Source organism: Kribbella sp. NBC_00889 (assembly GCF_045207705.1).
In the GTDB taxonomy this organism is placed as follows: domain Bacteria; phylum Actinomycetota; class Actinomycetes; order Propionibacteriales; family Kribbellaceae; genus Kribbella.
On record NZ_CP108783.1, the window covers coordinates 3,072,818 to 3,088,222 of the forward strand.

The following is a 15,405-nucleotide window of genomic DNA, read 5'->3' on the forward strand; positions in this document are numbered from 1 at the left end:
GGTGCATGTTCCTGACGGCTTCTTCGACGCCCCGACGTCCGTCGCGACCGGTCTGATCGCGGCGGGCGCGGTCGGCTTCAGCCTGCAGCGGGCCAACCGCGAGATCCGCGAGACCGGGCCGGCGCTGGCCGGGCTGACCGCGGCGTTCGTGTTCGCGGTGCAGATGGTGAACTTCCCGGTCGGCGCGGGGACCAGCGGGCACCTGCTCGGTGGCGCGCTGGCCGCGGCGTTGGTCGGCCCGTGGTCCGCCGTACTGGTGATGTCGACGGTGCTGCTGGTTCAAGGGTTGCTGTTCGCGGATGGCGGGCTGACTGCTCTCGGGACGAACATCACCCTGATGGGTCTGATCACGGTGCTCGTCGGCTACTTCCTGACGCGTGCCGTGCTCAAGGCGCTGCCGCGCCGGGTCGGCAGCGTCGTCCCCGCGGCCACGCTCGGCGCGCTGGTGTCCGTCCCGGTCGCGGCGCTGGCCTTCACCGGGTTGTACGCGATCGGTGGCGCGGTCGACATCCCGCTCGGCAAGCTCGCCACCGCGATGGTCGGCTGGCACATTCTGGTCGGCATCGGTGAGGCCGTGATCACCGCGGCTGTGCTGAGCGCGGTGGTCGCGACGCGGCCCGATCTGGTGTACGCCGCGCGCCACCTGCAAAAGGACCTCGTCCTGGTCGATGCCGACGGCAACACTTCGACCGTCTCGCCGGACCGGCCGATCGCGGCCAAGTCGGCCGGGCGCCCGCTCGGTGTCGGGATCGCGGTGACGCTGGTGGTGGCGGGTGGGCTGAGCCTGTTCGCGAGCGCGCATCCGGACGGGCTGGAGTTCGTCGGGGCGAAGCTGGGCTTCGAGACGGCCGCCAAGTCGTCCGCCGTCGCCGGCAGCCCGCTGGCCGACTACGGGGTCAGCGGCATCGGCAACTCCGAGGTCTCCGGTGCTCTGGCCGGCATCATCGGCGTACTGGTCACGATCGTGCTCGGCCTGGCCATCGCCAAGCTGGCCTCACTCCGGGCGAACAAGGCATCGTGAGCGGCGACGGCCTGCTCGTGGCGGTGGACAGCAGAGTCCACCGAGTGCCGGCGCAGGTGAAGCTCATCGCGTTGTTCGTCTTCGTCCTCGCCGTCGTGTCCACTCCGGCGGCGGTCTTCTGGGCCTTCGGTCTGTACGCCGCGATGCTCGTGGCTGCTGTGGTCATGGCCAAACTGCCGGTGCACGTGCTGTCGCGGCGGCTGGCGGTGGAGACGCCGTTCATCGTGTTCGCGCTCCTGTTGCCGTTCGTGGCGACCGGCCCGCGGATCGACGTACTCGGAGTGGAGTTGTCGCAGTCCGGCGTACTCGGCGCATGGAACGTGCTCGCCAAGGGGACGCTCGGAGTGGTGGCGGCGATCCTGCTGTCCGCGACGACTGCGCCCCGCGACCTGCTGGCCGGCCTCGAACGGTTGCGGCTCCCCGCGACGCTGGTGGCGATCCTGTCGTTCATGATCCGCTACCTCAGCGTGGTGTCGGACGACCTGCACCGGATGCGGATCGCCCGGGAGTCGCGCGGGTACGCCGGTGGTCGAGTGGGCCATCTGAAGGCGGTCGCCGGGGGAGTGGGTGGCCTGTTCGTCCGCAGCTTCGAGCGCGGCGAGCGCGTGCACCTCGCGATGCGGTCCCGCGGCTACACCGGCCGGATGCCTCTGCTGAGTCAGACCGGAGCAGTCCGATCGCAATGGCTGGAAGGTCTCACGATCTCCCTGCTCGCGGTCCTCATCGCAGTCATGGCAAGGGTGGTGGGCCTGTGAGCGGTCCAGCGATTCACGTCGAGCGGCTCGTGTTTGCCTATCCGGACGGGCGGCAGGCGCTGTTCGGCGTCGACTTCATCGTCGAGCGCGGGGAGCGGGTCGCGCTGCTCGGTCCGAACGGTGCCGGCAAGACCACGCTGGTGCTGCACCTGAACGGGATCCTCGGCTCGGTTGCCGGTGGGACCGGGAGCGGCCGGATCCAGATCGGCGGGACGGGCTTGCATCGGGAGCATCTCGCCGAGGTGCGGAGGAAGGTCGGCCTGGTTTTCCAGGACCCGGACGACCAGCTGTTCATGCCGACCGTGCGCGACGACGTGGCGTTCGGACCGGCGAACCTCGGGCTGCGTGGCGCCGAGCTCGACGATCGCGTGCACGAGGCCCTTGTCCAGGTGGGCATGCAGGATCACGCCGATGTCGCACCGCACCACCTGTCATTCGGTCAGCGGCGGCGGGTCGCGGTGGCGACGGTCCTGGCGATGCGGCCCGAGGTCCTGGTGCTGGACGAGCCGTCGAGCAACCTCGACCCGGCGGCGCGGCGGGAGCTGGCCGACATCCTGGCCGGGCTCGACGTCACGCTGCTGATGATCACGCACGACCTGCCGTACGCCTTGCAGCTGTGCGAGCGCAGCCTGCTCATGGACGACGGCCGGATCGTTGCCGACGGCAAGACCCGTGACCTGCTCGGCGATGCCGAGTTGATGAGTGCGCATCGCCTGGAGCTCCCGTACGGGTTCGACCCGCTCTCGGTGTCCGGCCCGGAGCGCTGATCAGGACGTCGTGGCGGCCTCCTCGACGCTTGCCGGGGTCGACTCGAAGGCGGACCTCAGCCGGCTGCGGGACGCGTTCAGGTGGGCGTGCATCGCGGCGTCCGCGGCCTCGGTGTCGCGCTGCCGGATCGCGGTGACGATCAGGTCGTGCTCCTCGAGCGCGTCCTCGGTCACGCGGGAGTCGCGCAGTAGCCGGAACAGCTGCAGATGGCAGTGCAGCTTGGCGAAGATCTCTCCGAAGTAGCTGTTCCCGGTGGCCGCGATGATCGCCTGGTGGAACTCGGCGTCCTCGCGGGCGAAGGCGCCGTACGACATCGTGCCGGCCTGGTAGCGGACGCGCAGGTCGGCGGCGATCCCGGCGATCTGCTCGACCTCGACCCGCTGGTGCCGGCCGGCCGCGAGGCCGGCGCAGTACGGCTCGATCAGGAACCTCGCTTCGAAAAGATCCTCGAACCGCTCCGGAGTCAGTTTCGGGCTGGCGGAATATCCGATCAGATGTGTCTTGGTGACCAGATCTTCGGCCTCCAGCCGGTTCAGTGACTCCCGGACCGGGGTCTGGGACACGCCGAGCTGGCGGCTGACCACGTCGACCCGGATCCGCTCGCCGGGCTGGATCGCTCCGTCCAGCAGCCATGTCTGCAGCTGCTCGTAGACGACATCACTCATCCGGGTCCGTTCGGGACGCTCGGCACCGCGTTCGCTCATCTGTCTTCCCTGTCCGGCCGGCGGGGTGGTGGGCCAGATCGTGAATCCGTATCCACAGACCATTGCAAATCATATCTGATCTGATCTAGCCTGCCAAAAATCGCCACGATCCACCGATCCACCCCTGGGATGGTCGACGTGCACACAGACCTCGCAACAGCTCAGTCCCTGGCCGAACGTCTACTCGTCACCGCGGGTGTTCCCGCCCCGGCGGCGACCCAGCAAGCCGAACTTCTCCTGATCGCCGAGGCGAAAGGAGTGCCGTCCCACGGCCTGCTCCGCCTGCCACGTCTGCTCCGCCGGCTGGCGAACGGCACCGCGAGCCCGACGAACACGGGCACGCACGAATGGCTCAGTCCCTGTTACCTGTCCGTCGACGGCGAGCAGGGCCTGGGACCGGTGGTCGCGCTCCGCGCTCTGGAGGCGGCCGTTCCGGCGGCCGGACGTCACGGCGTCGCGGTCTGCTCGATCACGAACAACAACCATCTCGGCATGCTCGGCTTCTACGCCGGCCGGATGGCCGAGCGCGGCGTGGTCTGTCTGGGGATGACCACGAGCGAGGCGCTGGTGCATCCGTGGGGCGGTACCGAGGCGATCCTCGGGACGAACCCGTTGGCTCTCGGTGTTCCCGCGCGGCCGCATCCGCTGGTGCTGGACATGGCAACGTCGCAGGTCTCGATGGGCAAGGTCCATGACCACGCGCTCCGCGGCGTACCGCTCGAGCCGGGCTGGGCGCTGGATGCCGCCGGCAACCCGACGGTCGACCCGGTGGCGGCCAAGTGCGGATCGATCGCGCCGTTCGGGGGAGCGAAGGGCTACGGACTCGGGCTCGGCCTGGGTGCGATGGTCACCTTCCTGACCGGTGCCGCCTACGGAACGGCTGTCGGCGGGACGCTGGACGACACCCGCCCGAGCAACAAGGGCGACCTGTTCATCCTGATGAGCGGCGGTGGGTACTCCGCCTCGGAGTACCTCGATCAGGTCCGCGGCAGCAGGCCTGCCGACCCCGCTTCACCGGTCGCGGTTCCCGGCGACGGAGCTCGGGCGCGCTATCAGGAATCGGTGGCCCATGGCATCGAGATCGCCGACGAGTTGTGGCGCGAGCTGATTGCCCTGGACACAAGGCAGGACGCGTCCCGGGATGCAGCTCAGCCCGAAGCAGTTCTGGCCGAATGACCCCGCCCACGACCGGACAAGGACCCGCCACGATGACGATCACCACTGCCTCGTTCGGCGTACAACGATCACCGCGCACGGTGGTGTTCGGCGCCGGTCAGCGCTCGCTGCTCGGCCGCCACGCCGCGGAGTACGGGCGCAAGGCGCTGGTCTGCACGGACGAGCGGCTGGCTGCCTCGGCCGAGTTCACCGAGCTGATCAACGACCTCAAGGACCACGGCATCGGCGTGAGCGTGTGGTCCGACACCGCCCCCGAGCTGCCGGCCTCGGACATCGACGCCTGCTACAACGCGATGAGGTACGCCGGAATCGAGGTCGTGATCGGGATCGGTGGGGGCAGCTGCCTCGACCTGGGCAAGGCGCTGGCGTTGCTGCTCAGCCACGGCGGCCCGATCGACCGGTACTACGGGGAGAACGCCGTACCTGGACCGGTCCTGCCGATCATCGCCGTACCGACGACGGGCGGGACCGGGTCCGAGGTGACGCCGGTCTGCGTTCTCAGCGACAGCCGCCGCGAACTCAAGGCAGGCATCTCGTCTGCGTACCTCGTTCCCTCGGTGGCGATCTGCGACCCGGAGCTGACCTACACCTGCCCGCCCGCACTGACCGCGAGCGCCGGTGCCGACGCGGTGTCGCATCTGGTGGAGTCGTTCACCGCGATCCAGCGGCCGCCCACCGCGGTCGGCGAAGGTCGCGTGTTCATCGGCAAGAACGTGATCAGCGACTCCTACGCACGCTGGGGTCTCGGGCTGCTGGCCCGGGCCCTCCCGGAGGCCTTCGAGCATCCGGACGATCGGCAGGCACGCTCCGACGTGATGCTTGCGGCGAACGCGGGCGGCTATGCCCTCGGAGTCGCCGGAACCGCTGCGGCGCACGCGCTGCAGTACCCGCTCGGTGCGCTGACCCACACCGCGCACGGTGTCGGAGTCGGAGTACTCCTCCCGTACGTGATGCGCTACAACGCTCCCGCCCGGGTCGCGGAGTTCGCTGAGATCGCGACGATCTTCGGCGTACCGGCGAGTGACGGCGGACAAGCGCAGGCACTGGCCGGCATCGAGGCGGTCGAACGTCTGCTGGACCGGATCGGCATCCCACCCACGCTGAAGGAACTCGGCCTGACCGAGGACCAGCTCTCGTACGTCGCGTCGATGGGGCTGAAGTCGGCCCGGCTCGTCGACAACAACCCCCGGCCGCTGGATACCGAGGCGCTGTACGCCATCACTCGCGCCGCGTACGCCGGCGATCGCAGTAACCCGTTCTGACCAGGCCTTGGGAGCACACCAGATGATCTCTCCGCACGATCTCTTCATCGATGGTCAGTGGCGCCCGGCCGCCGACGGCCGGCGGTTCGCTGTGCACGATCCGGCCGACGGGTCCGAGCTGGCCCAGTTCGCGGCCGCCACCGAGGCGGACTGCCTCGCGGCGGTGGACGCGGCGGCCGATGCGCTGGCCGGCTGGACGGCGACCCCGCCCAGGCAGCGCTCCGAGATCCTTCGGACCTGTTTCGATATCCTCACCGCCGAACGTGAGCAGTTCGCCGGCCTCATCGTCGCCGAGAACGGCAAGGCGTACGCCGACGCCCTCGGCGAAGCGAGCTACGCGGCCGAGTTCTTCCGCTGGTTCGCCGAGGAGGCGGTCCGGATCGGCGGCGACTTCCGGCTCTCGCCGTCGGGTGACAAGACGATCGTCGTCCGGCGCGATCCGATCGGGGTGTCGGTGCTGATCACCCCGTGGAACTTCCCGGCGGCCATGGCGACCCGCAAGATCGCTCCCGCTCTCGCAGCCGGCTGCTCGGTGGTGCTGAAGCCGGCGAGCCAAACCCCGCTCACCGCGGCGTACGTCGTCGAGGTACTTCGTCGAGCCGGTGTCCCGGCGGGTGTCGTGAACCTCGTGACGCCTGTGCCGGCCGGCCCCGCGGTGAGTGCGATGCTGCACCATCCCGCCGTACGCAAGCTGTCGTTCACCGGTTCGACCGAAGTCGGTCGCCTCCTGCTGCGGGAAGCTGCGGACCAGGTGGTCAGCTCGTCGATGGAACTCGGCGGGAACGCGCCGTTCGTCGTCCTGCCTGGTGCCGACGTGGACGCCGCGGTCGAGGGCGCGATGGTCGCGAAGATGCGCAACGGAGGATCGGCCTGTACGGCGGCCAACCGGTTCTACGTGCACGACTCGCTGGTCGAGGAGTTCAGCGCCCGGATCACGGTGGCGATGAAGGGCATCACGATGGGCCCGGGCGCCGACCGGTCGAACGAGCTCGGCGCCCTGGTGTCGCCGGAGGAACGCGACAAGGTGGCCCGGCTGGTCGACGAGGCGGTCGCCGACGGGGCCACGCTCGCCCTGGGCGGTGAGACGCCGGAGGTTGGCGCCTTCTACCCGCCGACGGTGCTCACCGACGTACGGCACGGGAGCGCGATCAACCAGATCGAGATCTTCGGCCCGGTCACCGCGATCGTCTCCTTCAACGACGTCGACGAGGCGATCGCGATGGCGAACGACACCATCTACGGCCTGATCGCCTACGTGTACGGCGATCCCGCCCAGGCGCTCGCGGTCGCGCAGCGGATTGACGCCGGCATGGTCGCGGTCAACCGCGGCGTACTGAGTGATCCGGCGGCGCCGTTCGGCGGGACGAAGCAGTCCGGGCTCGGCCGCGAAGGCAGCTCCGAAGGCATCCTCGAATTCCTCGAGGAGAAGTACATCGGGATCGAGGTGTGACCGATGGCCAACGCCGTCCTTCCGACTCTGACACCGACCGACGTCGACGGCGGACCCCCGGCCCGTAAGCGGGTGAAGGCCAAACCGAAACGGCAGAACCTGGCCGGCTGGCTGTTCGTCGGCCCGGTGATCTTCGGTGTGCTGTTCTTCCAGCTGGCGCCGGTCGCGGCGTCCCTCGTGGTGTCGCTGACGAACTGGACCGGACTCAACTCGCCGAAGTTCCTCGGCCTGGGCAACTACCGCGAGCTGTTCACCGTCGACGACACCTTCTACCCGTCGCTGCGGAACACGGTGATCTTCACCCTGGTCGTGGTCGTCCTGACCATCGGTATCGGCCTCGGGCTGGCGGTGCTGTGCAATCAGAAGGTCAAGGGCATCGGCATCTTCCGGACCCTGTACTACTCGCCCGCGGTGACCAACGTGGTCGCGATCGGCTTCGTCTGGTTCTGGCTCTACAACCCGGACAACGGGTTGTTCAACTCGACACTGAGGACGATCGGGATCGACGGGCCGGCCTGGCTGTCCGACACCAAGACGGCCCTGATCGCGGTGATCATCGTCGCGATCTGGCAGGGCGTCGGCTACCCGATGGTGATCCTGCTGGCCGGGCTGCAGAGTATCGACAGTTCGCTGATCGAAGCGGCCACAGTCGACGGCGCGTCGGCCTGGCGGCGGTTCTGGGCCGTCGTCGTACCACTGCTGACACCGAGCCTGTTCTTTCTGACGATCACGCAGTTCATCACGTCGTTCCAGGTGTTCGGGATCATCTACGTGATGACGTCCGGCGGGCCGAACAACGCCACCTCGGTGTTCATCTTCCACATCTACGAGACAGCCTTCGGGCACGGCCGATTGGGCTATGCCTCAGCGATGGGCTGGGTGCTGTTCGTCATCGTCGGCGTCGTCACCGCGATCCAGTGGAAGATGGAGAAGCGGTGGGTGCACTATGACAACTGAAGCGTTGCGGATTCCGGTCAACAAACCACCACGGCACCTTCCGCGCCGGATCGTCGTCCTCTTCGTCCTGATCTTCTTCGCCGTCGTGTTCGCGATGCCGATGCTGTGGATGGTGAGCGCGTCGCTCAAGCCGGAGAACGAGGTACTGCAGTCACCTCCGACGTTCATCCCGTCGACGTTCCAGTGGGGCAACTACTCCCAGGCCGGCGACGGTCTGCTGCCGTTCTTCGTGAACAGCTGCAAGCTCGCGGCGCTGAACGTCGGGTTCCTGCTGCTGTTCGCCTCGCTGGCCGGCTACGGCTTCGCCCGGCTGAACTTCGCGTTCAAGAACCTGGCCTTCGCGTTGTTGTTGTCGACGGCAATGATCCCGAGCATGGTGTACCTGGTCCCGCAGTACATGCTGTTCCGCGAGATGGGCTGGATCGACACCCACTACCCGCTCTGGATCCCGAACGTGCTGACTCCGGTCTTCGGCACGTTTCTGCTCCGGCAGGCGTTCCGCGGCGTACCGATGGAGCTGGAGGAGGCGGCCAAGCTCGACGGCGCGTCGACCTTCGGCACCTTCTGGCGGATCATGCTGCCGCAGGTGAAGCCGGCGCTGGCCGCGGTCGGCGCGCTGACCTTCATGGGCTCGTGGAACGACCTGTTCGGACCGCTGATCTTCCTCAACTCGACGCGGCTGCAGACGATGCCGATCGCGCTCGCGCTGTTCAAGGGTGAGTACTTCACCCAGACCAATCTGATGATGGCGGCGGCGACGCTGACGATCCTGCCGCCGTTGCTGCTCTTCCTGCTGGCCCAGAAGTACTTCGTCCAGGGCATCACGATGTCCGGCCTGAAAGGATAGCCATGCGGATCACCCGGATCGAATCGATCATCCTGCTCGACAAACTCCACCTCGTGAAGGTGCACACCGACGAGGGCCTGGTGGGCGTGGGCGAGGTCAGCCCGATGAACGCCCACGTCTCGCACAGCGTGGTGGAACACGCGCTCGCTCCGTTGCTGGTCGGCGAGGAGGCCACCGACATCGAGCGGCTGTGGCGCCGGCTGTACACGAAGCCGTACAAGCTCGGACCCGGCGGCGCTCAGCTGAACGCCATCGCCGGCATCGACATCGCGCTGTGGGACCTGCTCGGCAAGGCCGCCGGGCTGCCCGTCTACAAGCTGCTCGGCGGGAAGTACCGCCAGAGCATGAAGGTGTACGCGAGCTCCATGGCCCGCGGCATGACGCCACAGGAGGAGGCCGAGCGGGCGAAGTCCTTCCAGGAGAAGGGCTTCTACGGCTACAAGATCCACTCGTCGACACCGTGGATGCACGACGACGGCTTCGACCAGACCATCGCGACCGTGACCGCGGTCCGCGAACTCGTCGGCGACGACTTCCCGATCCTGGTCGACGTCAACAACGCGTACTACGAGCACACTGCGATCAAGCTCGCCCACGCGCTGGAGGATCTCGGCGTCTGGCACTTCGAGGAACCACTCGCCGCGCACGACTACACGGCGTACGGACGGCTGGCCGACGCGGTCGACATCCCGATCGCGGTGGGGGAGCAGGAGTACACCATCTGGCAGTTCCGCGATCTGATCACGGAGGGCCGGGTCGACATCCTGCAACCCGATGTCATCAAGTGCGGCGGGATCACGGAGTTCAAGAAGATCGCCGTACTCGCCGACACCTACACCAAGCCGATCACCGTGCACAACACCCAGCAGACGGTCGGTACGTCGGCACACGCCCACCTCTGGGTGAGTACGCCGGCCTGCGTGTACCCGCAGGAGTACAACATCGAGCACAACCCGATCCTGGACGACGTGCCGATCTGGCAGAACCCGCTGGTCCCGGTGAACGGGGAGATCACGCCTTGGGAACTCCCAGGGCTGGGTGTCGAGCTGAACGAGGACGCGATCGCGAAGCTGCGCACCAACTGAGACAGCCAACCTCCGCCCCATCCGAGCACTGCAACACCCGTCACGCGTGCCGCGTGGCGTCACCCCTGACAGAACAGGAACGACCATGACCGCAGGACAGTTTTCTCGAAGGTCGGTGCTCAAAGCCCTCGGCCTCACGACCGGGGCGATCGCGGTCGGTGCGCCGCTGGCAGCCTGCAGCGGCAACGGCGGCGCGGGAGGCGGTGGCAACGCCTCCTGGCTGACCTGGGACACCAACAGCGGCACCCCGCTCTACACGGTCGCCGAGAACTGGGCCAAGCAGGCCGGCAAGACGCTCGACATCCAGTCGGTACCGGGCGACGACTACGACACGAAGCTGCGCACCGTACTGTCGTCCGGCGCGGCACCGACGGCGATCCGGATCAACGACGACTACGTCAAGGGGTACTACGCGGAGGGCTCCCTGCTCGACCTGAAGCCGTACCTGGACAAGGACGGGATCAAGGCCGAGGACTACTTCCCGGTGGCCTTCAACTTCCCCAAGCAGGAAGACGGCGCGCACGCGGCCTGGCCGATCATGACGAACCCGGGCGTCATCTACTGCAACACCGACGCGTTCGCCGAGGCGGGCGTCGAGCTGCCGCCGAAGGACTGGGCCGCCAGCGGCTGGACCTGGGACGATTTCCTCGACGCCGCGAAGAAGCTGACCAAGCCGAACGGCGAACGGTACGGCGCGCTGGTCTTCCCCGACACCTCGCTGGAGACCGTGTGGCCGGTCAACAACGGTGGCGACGGCATCTATTCGAAGGACGCCACGCGCTTCACGCTGGCGGAGTCGCAGGGTGCCGAGGCGGTCCAGTGGGTCGCCGACCTCGCCCTGGTGCACAAGGTTCACCCGGACTTCGCCACCGTCACGGCCGGCCGTCAGACCCCGAACTGGGCGCTCTCGCAACTGGGGACGGGCAAGGTCGCGATGCTGCTGTCGCTGACCAGCGGCATCCCGTACCTGCGCAGCAACGCGAAGGTGAAGTGGGACATCTTCCCGCCGCCGATGAAGGCCGCCCGCAAGACGGTCAACACGATGACCGTGCTGGCGATCCCGAAGGACTCGAAGGACCCCGACACGGCCTGGGACTTCCTCAAGTACTGCGCCGCCGCGGACGCGGCCAAGCTGCTCGCCGAGTCGCGCGGCTTCATGCCGGTCGCTAAGAGCTCGTCGGCGCTGTTCGTACCGGACGACAAGGGACCGGCCAACCTCGCCCTGGTCACGCAGGCGCTGGACAACGCGGTGAACGAGAACTTCAGCCGCTACATCGAACGCGCCCGGACCATCTACCGCCCAGTGCTGGACGACGTCTGGAGCGGCAAGCAGACCGCTGCCGCGGCGCTGGGTAGCGTCAAGCAGAAGGTCGAAGACGTACTCGCAGGCAAGGGGTGACATGAAGATCACGGAGATCAGCGTCGAGGTGCTGTCGGAGGCCAAGGCGCATCCCGTTCGCGACGCGATCCAGTTGCTCGACCGCAACGGGCGTACCCGGGTGCGGATCGAGACCGACGAAGGCATCACTGGGGTCAGCAACACGTACTTCGGGCGAGTGGCGAGTTCGCCGGCGGTGCTGGCCTCGATCGTCACCGAGCAACTGGCGCCCGCGATCGTCGGCGAGGACCCGACGCTGATTCGCGGGATCCGGCAGAAACTGCAGACGCTCACCGACTACCAGGGCACGGCCGGACTCTCGTCGTACGGGATCTCGGCGATCGATCTGGCGCTGTGGGACCTGCTCGGCAAGTCGCTGGACGTGCCGGTCTGGAAGCTGCTCGGTGCGCAGCGGACCGCGATCCCGACGTACGCGATGGTCGGCTGGCTCGAGTTGGACGTCGCGGGCCTGGAGACCGTGTCGGCCACGGCGATGGAGCAGGGCTTCCGTGGCGTGAAGATGAAGGTCGGCGGCGGCCCGCTGAGTGAGGACGTGCAGCGGATCAAGGCGGTCCGGGCGGTGATCGGGCCGGACGCGCCGCTGATGGTGGATGCCAACCAGGCGTTCGGGTACTCCGAGGCGCTGCGTCGGGGCCGGGTGTACGAGGAACTGGACTGCCGGTGGTTCGAGGAACCACTGCCGGCCGGTGACACCGATGCCCATGTCCGGCTGGCCGAGAAGCTGGACATCCCGATCGCAACCGGCGAGAACCGGTACGGGCAGGCGGCGTTCCGGGATCTGATCGCCCGCGGGGGAGTCGGCGTGGTGCAGCCCGACCTGAGGCGTGCCGGTGGGCTGACCGACTGTCTGGAGATCGGACTGATGGCGGCCGGCTTCGGTGTCCCGTACGCCTCACACGGCGGGGGTGCTCACATCCACGTTCTGGCCGCGTTGCCGAACACGATCTACGTCGAGAGTGGGCTGCTGCCCGCGGACGGCCGGGTCGAGTTGGTGGACGGCTGTTATCCACTGCCGCTCGGCCCCGGCTTGTCGTCGTGGAACGACTAACCGGAGACCTCGGCCTACCAGGATCGGCAACTGGCGGTGAACTTCTTACCAGACCCTTGTGTGTTACTCGCGAGTCAGCGAAGGTGACGATGAGTACTTCTGTCGCCACCCCTCGCACACGCAAAGGCGGTCCGCCCCATGAAGTCCATCGCCAGTTTGCTCACCGCCGCGGCCCTCGGCGCCGCGATGCTCCTCAGTCCCGGGGTCGCTCAGGCGGCCGCACCGAACTACGTCGCACTGGGTGACTCCTACGCCTCGGGCGTCGGCACCCGCACCTACATCTCCAGCAGCGGCTCCTGCCAGCGCTCGACCAAGGCGTACGCCTACATCGACGCCGGCCGGATCGGAGCCAACCTGACCTTCGTGGCCTGCTCGGGGGCCCGGGTCGCCGACGTCACCGCGAACCAGCTTCCGTCGGTGACGGGCTCGACCAACATCGTCTCCGTGCAGGTCGGCGGGAACGACGCCGGGTTCTCGTCGGTCATTACCGAGTGCGCGAAGCCATCCTGGCTCGGCAACTGCACCGGCGCGGTCGCCAATGCGCAGTCGATCATCAACAACACGCTGCCCGGCCGGCTGAACACCCTGTACTCGTCGATCAGGAGCCGGGCGGCGTCGGCCCGGGTCGTGGTGGTCGGCTACCCGCGGATCTTCAACGGCACCGACTGCAACGCCGGCACGTTCTTCAGCCCGGACGAGATGACCCGGCTGAACGCGACCGCCGACCTGCTCAACTCGAAGATCGCCGCCTCGGCGAGTGCGGCCGGGTTCGCGTTCGTCAACCCGACCCAGTTGTTCATCGGCCACTCCGTCTGCGGCAGCCCGGAGTGGATCAACGGCCTGTCCAACCCGGTCACCGAGTCCTACCACCCGAACGTCACCGGCCAAGCCAACTACGCCAACCTCGTCCAGCCCGCTCTGGGCTGACGAGGCAACTGTCTGCGGCACCCCTGCTCATGATGTGATGCAGGGGTGCCGCACAGGTCTGTCGACTGGCTTCTGGCCGCGCGTTTCGAGGCCAACTGCCTGGATCGCCCCGTCACCGATCCCGGTCCGGCTGCCGTGGCGGACGTCGTACGCCGAACGGCCGGCCTGCAGGCCCAGGCCTGGCGTGGGGCGGCGTACGCCGTGCGGGCTCGATCGACTGCCACGAACTTCGCTGATGTCTCGCAGGCGCAGGAGGTCGATCGATCCGTCATCCGCGGCTGGTTCATGCGCGGGACCCTGCAACTCGTCGCGGTGGAGGATGCCGGCCCGCTGCTCGGGCTGCTCGGTCCGAAGCTGATCAAGGACACCGAGCGCCGGTACGGCGAACTCGGCCTGACCGAGGCGGTCCGGGCCGAAGCGGCCGACCTTCTCGAGGAGCATCTGCTCATCCACGGACCGACTGGTCGCGCCGAGTTGGCCGACGTACTCGTGAAGGCCGGGCTGATCGAGGAACCGCGGGGGCAGGCGGTGTATGCGCTGATCCGGCACACCGGACTGCTCGGACGGCTGTGTTACGGGCCCGGATATGACAAGGACGAGACCTGGGTCGCGGTCCGCGACTGGCTGGGGAAGCCGCTCGTGCTGGAAGGCGATGCGGAGCAGTTGGCCCGTCGATACCTGGCGGCGTACGGCCCGGCGACGGCTCGGGACTTCGCGACCTGGTCGGGGCTGCCGGTGCCGGCCGCGCGAGCCTCGGTGCGGGCCGTGGCGACCGAGTCGTTCGAGATCGAGGGAGATGTGCTGGTCGCGGTCGAGGATCTGCGGGGGAGCGAGGCCGTGCGCCTGCTGGGGGAGTTCGACGCGTATCTGCTCGGGTATCAGGATCGGCGGCAGGCTCTGGCCGAGGAGTACCACCGGAAGGTGTTTCCGGGTGGCGGAATGCTTCGTCCGGCGGTGGTGCGGGGCGGGCGCGTGATCGGGACCTGGCGGCATGCCGATCGTTCGTACGAGCTCTTCGGCCTGCGGGTGGACCTCGCCGATGAACTCGCGGATGTGGCCCGGTTCGCCGGTTGATCGTATATGCCTGATCGGGTATATATGGGTCATGACCGAGACCTTGAGCACGGAGAACGGCCGGACAGTACTGCGGATGCAGCGGGCACTGCGGCATCCGGTGGAGAAGGTCTGGCGAGCGATCACCGAGCCGGGGCAGCTGGCCGGGTGGTTCCCCGCCGCGGTCGAGCTGGACCTGCGGCTCGACGGTGCGGTCACGTTCACGTTCGAGGAGGACCCGGGCGCGCCCGTCGACCTCGAGAACGGTGGCGTGATCCGCGCCTACGAACCACCGCACCTGATCGAGTACACCTGGGGCGTCGAGGTGCTCCGTTGGGAACTCGTCCCGTCGGGCGCCGGGTGCACCTTGCACCTCACCGCGACGTACGACGACCGGCCTGGATCCGCGAGCTTCTCCGGCGGTTGGAGGCTGTGCTTCGACGCGCTCGACCGGGTGCTCGGTGACACCGTACCTGAGCGCGACTACGCCGTACTGCACGAGCACTTCGTCAAGGCATACGGGCTCGACCAGGGCGTCGTCCTGGACGACGGGGGAGTGCGGTTCGAGCGGCAGTTGGTGCGGCCGAAGGAAGCCGTGTGGCAGTTGCTCACCGGAGCCGAGTCGGCAATCGTCGGCAGCCGGCCGCCGGCCGGGTTCGTTGCCAAGGGCATTGATCCCGGTGCGGTGACCGACGTGACCGAGGCGGAGCTCCTGACCTACACCTGCTCGCAGGGCGAGGTCACCTGGGCATTGCGCGACGGCAACGGCGGAGCCCGCCTGGTGGTCACCCAGACCGGCCCCTCCGCCGGCCACCTAGACGCTTGGCGCGAGGTGATCGAGAACCTCGCCGCCGAACTCGTTCGCTGAGGTGACGTACTCGCGGAGGTGCTCCGCCGGTGGATCGCGACCGCACGCTCGCCTGTCGGCAGAACCTTCTACGCCCGGGCTAAGC

At 68.0% G+C, this 15,405-nt stretch carries 15 protein-coding genes; 14 read left to right on the forward strand and 1 reads right to left on the reverse strand.

The features are described 5' to 3' along the window. Nucleotide 1 precedes the first annotated feature (1 nt). The 3 genes from OG817_RS14835 to OG817_RS14845 are packed head-to-tail and all read left to right on the forward strand — an operon-like array spanning nt 2 to nt 2,543. Nucleotides 2-1,021, forward strand: coding sequence for an energy-coupling factor ABC transporter permease (locus OG817_RS14835; RefSeq protein WP_406055050.1), 1,020 nt, complete (start codon nt 2-4; stop codon nt 1,019-1,021). Beyond that, entirely contained in the window at nt 1,018-1,776 is a 759-nt protein-coding gene (gene cbiQ, locus OG817_RS14840; RefSeq protein WP_406055052.1) for a cobalt ECF transporter T component CbiQ, read from the forward strand. Before OG817_RS14835 ends, cbiQ begins: the two co-directional genes overlap by 4 nt. Next, nucleotides 1,773-2,543 carry an energy-coupling factor ABC transporter ATP-binding protein gene (locus OG817_RS14845; RefSeq protein WP_406055054.1) on the forward strand — a complete coding sequence of 257 codons (771 nt, stop codon included), beginning with the start codon at nt 1,773-1,775 and terminating at the stop codon, nt 2,541-2,543. The genes cbiQ and OG817_RS14845 overlap by 4 nt, the downstream gene beginning before the upstream one ends. Here the strand turns inward: OG817_RS14845 and OG817_RS14850 are convergent, their stop codons facing one another. After that, complete coding sequence (locus OG817_RS14850; protein WP_406055056.1) at nt 2,544-3,248, reverse strand: GntR family transcriptional regulator; 705 nt, start codon at nt 3,246-3,248, stop codon at nt 2,544-2,546. It abuts the gene before it with no gap. Between the two features lie 138 nt (nt 3,249-3,386). Between OG817_RS14850 and OG817_RS14855 the strand changes: the two genes are divergently transcribed. From OG817_RS14855 to OG817_RS14905, 11 genes are all read left to right on the forward strand, one after another. After that, nucleotides 3,387-4,424, forward strand: a complete 1,038-nt coding sequence (locus tag OG817_RS14855) for an Ldh family oxidoreductase (RefSeq protein WP_406055058.1) — start codon at nt 3,387-3,389, stop codon at nt 4,422-4,424. A gap of 32 nt (nt 4,425-4,456) precedes the next feature. After that, nucleotides 4,457-5,686, forward strand: a complete 1,230-nt coding sequence (locus OG817_RS14860; protein WP_406055060.1) for an iron-containing alcohol dehydrogenase — start codon at nt 4,457-4,459, stop codon at nt 5,684-5,686. Nucleotides 5,687-5,708: 22 nt separating this feature from the next. Further along, nucleotides 5,709-7,136, forward strand: coding sequence for an NAD-dependent succinate-semialdehyde dehydrogenase (locus tag OG817_RS14865; protein ID WP_406055062.1), 1,428 nt, complete (start codon nt 5,709-5,711; stop codon nt 7,134-7,136). Between the two features lie 3 nt (nt 7,137-7,139). Continuing rightward, nucleotides 7,140-8,093, forward strand: coding sequence for a carbohydrate ABC transporter permease (locus tag OG817_RS14870; protein ID WP_406055064.1), 954 nt, complete (start codon nt 7,140-7,142; stop codon nt 8,091-8,093). Further along, complete coding sequence (locus OG817_RS14875; protein WP_396390520.1) at nt 8,083-8,940, forward strand: carbohydrate ABC transporter permease; 858 nt, start codon at nt 8,083-8,085, stop codon at nt 8,938-8,940. Before OG817_RS14870 ends, OG817_RS14875 begins: the two co-directional genes overlap by 11 nt. Before the next feature lie 2 nt (nt 8,941-8,942). Further along, on the forward strand, nt 8,943-10,025 hold the full coding sequence (locus tag OG817_RS14880; RefSeq protein ID WP_406055067.1) for a mandelate racemase/muconate lactonizing enzyme family protein: 1,083 nt from the start codon (nt 8,943-8,945) through the stop codon (nt 10,023-10,025). Between the two features lie 85 nt (nt 10,026-10,110). Next, nucleotides 10,111-11,424 (forward strand): ABC transporter substrate-binding protein, encoded by a 1,314-nt coding sequence (locus tag OG817_RS14885; protein ID WP_406055069.1) that lies wholly within the window; start codon nt 10,111-10,113, stop codon nt 11,422-11,424. A gap of 1 nt (nt 11,425) precedes the next feature. Further along, nucleotides 11,426-12,472: a mandelate racemase/muconate lactonizing enzyme family protein gene (locus OG817_RS14890; RefSeq protein WP_406055071.1), complete on the forward strand. Its 1,047-nt coding sequence runs from the start codon at nt 11,426-11,428 to the stop codon at nt 12,470-12,472. A gap of 138 nt (nt 12,473-12,610) precedes the next feature. Then, a complete protein-coding gene (locus tag OG817_RS14895) occupies nt 12,611-13,399 on the forward strand; it encodes an SGNH/GDSL hydrolase family protein (RefSeq protein ID WP_406055073.1) in 789 nt (262 codons plus the stop codon). A 45-nt stretch (nt 13,400-13,444) separates the two neighbouring features. After that, complete coding sequence (locus tag OG817_RS14900; protein WP_406055075.1) at nt 13,445-14,473, forward strand: winged helix DNA-binding domain-containing protein; 1,029 nt, start codon at nt 13,445-13,447, stop codon at nt 14,471-14,473. A gap of 31 nt (nt 14,474-14,504) precedes the next feature. Continuing rightward, nucleotides 14,505-15,320 (forward strand): SRPBCC domain-containing protein, encoded by an 816-nt coding sequence (locus OG817_RS14905; protein WP_406055077.1) that lies wholly within the window; start codon nt 14,505-14,507, stop codon nt 15,318-15,320. Nucleotides 15,321-15,405: the final 85 nt, after the last annotated feature.

What these genes read in the sequence shown, in the direction of transcription:
- OG817_RS14850 (WP_406055056.1), bottom strand. Translation starts at nt 3,248, where the DNA reads ATGAGCGAACGCGGTGCCGAGCGTCCCGAACGGACCCGGATGAGTGAT.
- OG817_RS14860 (WP_406055060.1), top strand. Translation starts at nt 4,457, where the DNA reads ATGACGATCACCACTGCCTCGTTCGGCGTACAACGATCACCGCGCACG.
- OG817_RS14865 (WP_406055062.1), top strand. Translation starts at nt 5,709, where the DNA reads ATGATCTCTCCGCACGATCTCTTCATCGATGGTCAGTGGCGCCCGGCC.
- OG817_RS14870 (WP_406055064.1), top strand. Translation starts at nt 7,140, where the DNA reads ATGGCCAACGCCGTCCTTCCGACTCTGACACCGACCGACGTCGACGGC.
- OG817_RS14875 (WP_396390520.1), top strand. Translation starts at nt 8,083, where the DNA reads ATGACAACTGAAGCGTTGCGGATTCCGGTCAACAAACCACCACGGCAC.
- OG817_RS14880 (WP_406055067.1), top strand. Translation starts at nt 8,943, where the DNA reads ATGCGGATCACCCGGATCGAATCGATCATCCTGCTCGACAAACTCCAC.
- OG817_RS14885 (WP_406055069.1), top strand. Translation starts at nt 10,111, where the DNA reads ATGACCGCAGGACAGTTTTCTCGAAGGTCGGTGCTCAAAGCCCTCGGC.
- OG817_RS14890 (WP_406055071.1), top strand. Translation starts at nt 11,426, where the DNA reads ATGAAGATCACGGAGATCAGCGTCGAGGTGCTGTCGGAGGCCAAGGCG.
- OG817_RS14895 (WP_406055073.1), top strand. Translation starts at nt 12,611, where the DNA reads ATGAAGTCCATCGCCAGTTTGCTCACCGCCGCGGCCCTCGGCGCCGCG.
- OG817_RS14905 (WP_406055077.1), top strand. Translation starts at nt 14,505, where the DNA reads ATGACCGAGACCTTGAGCACGGAGAACGGCCGGACAGTACTGCGGATG.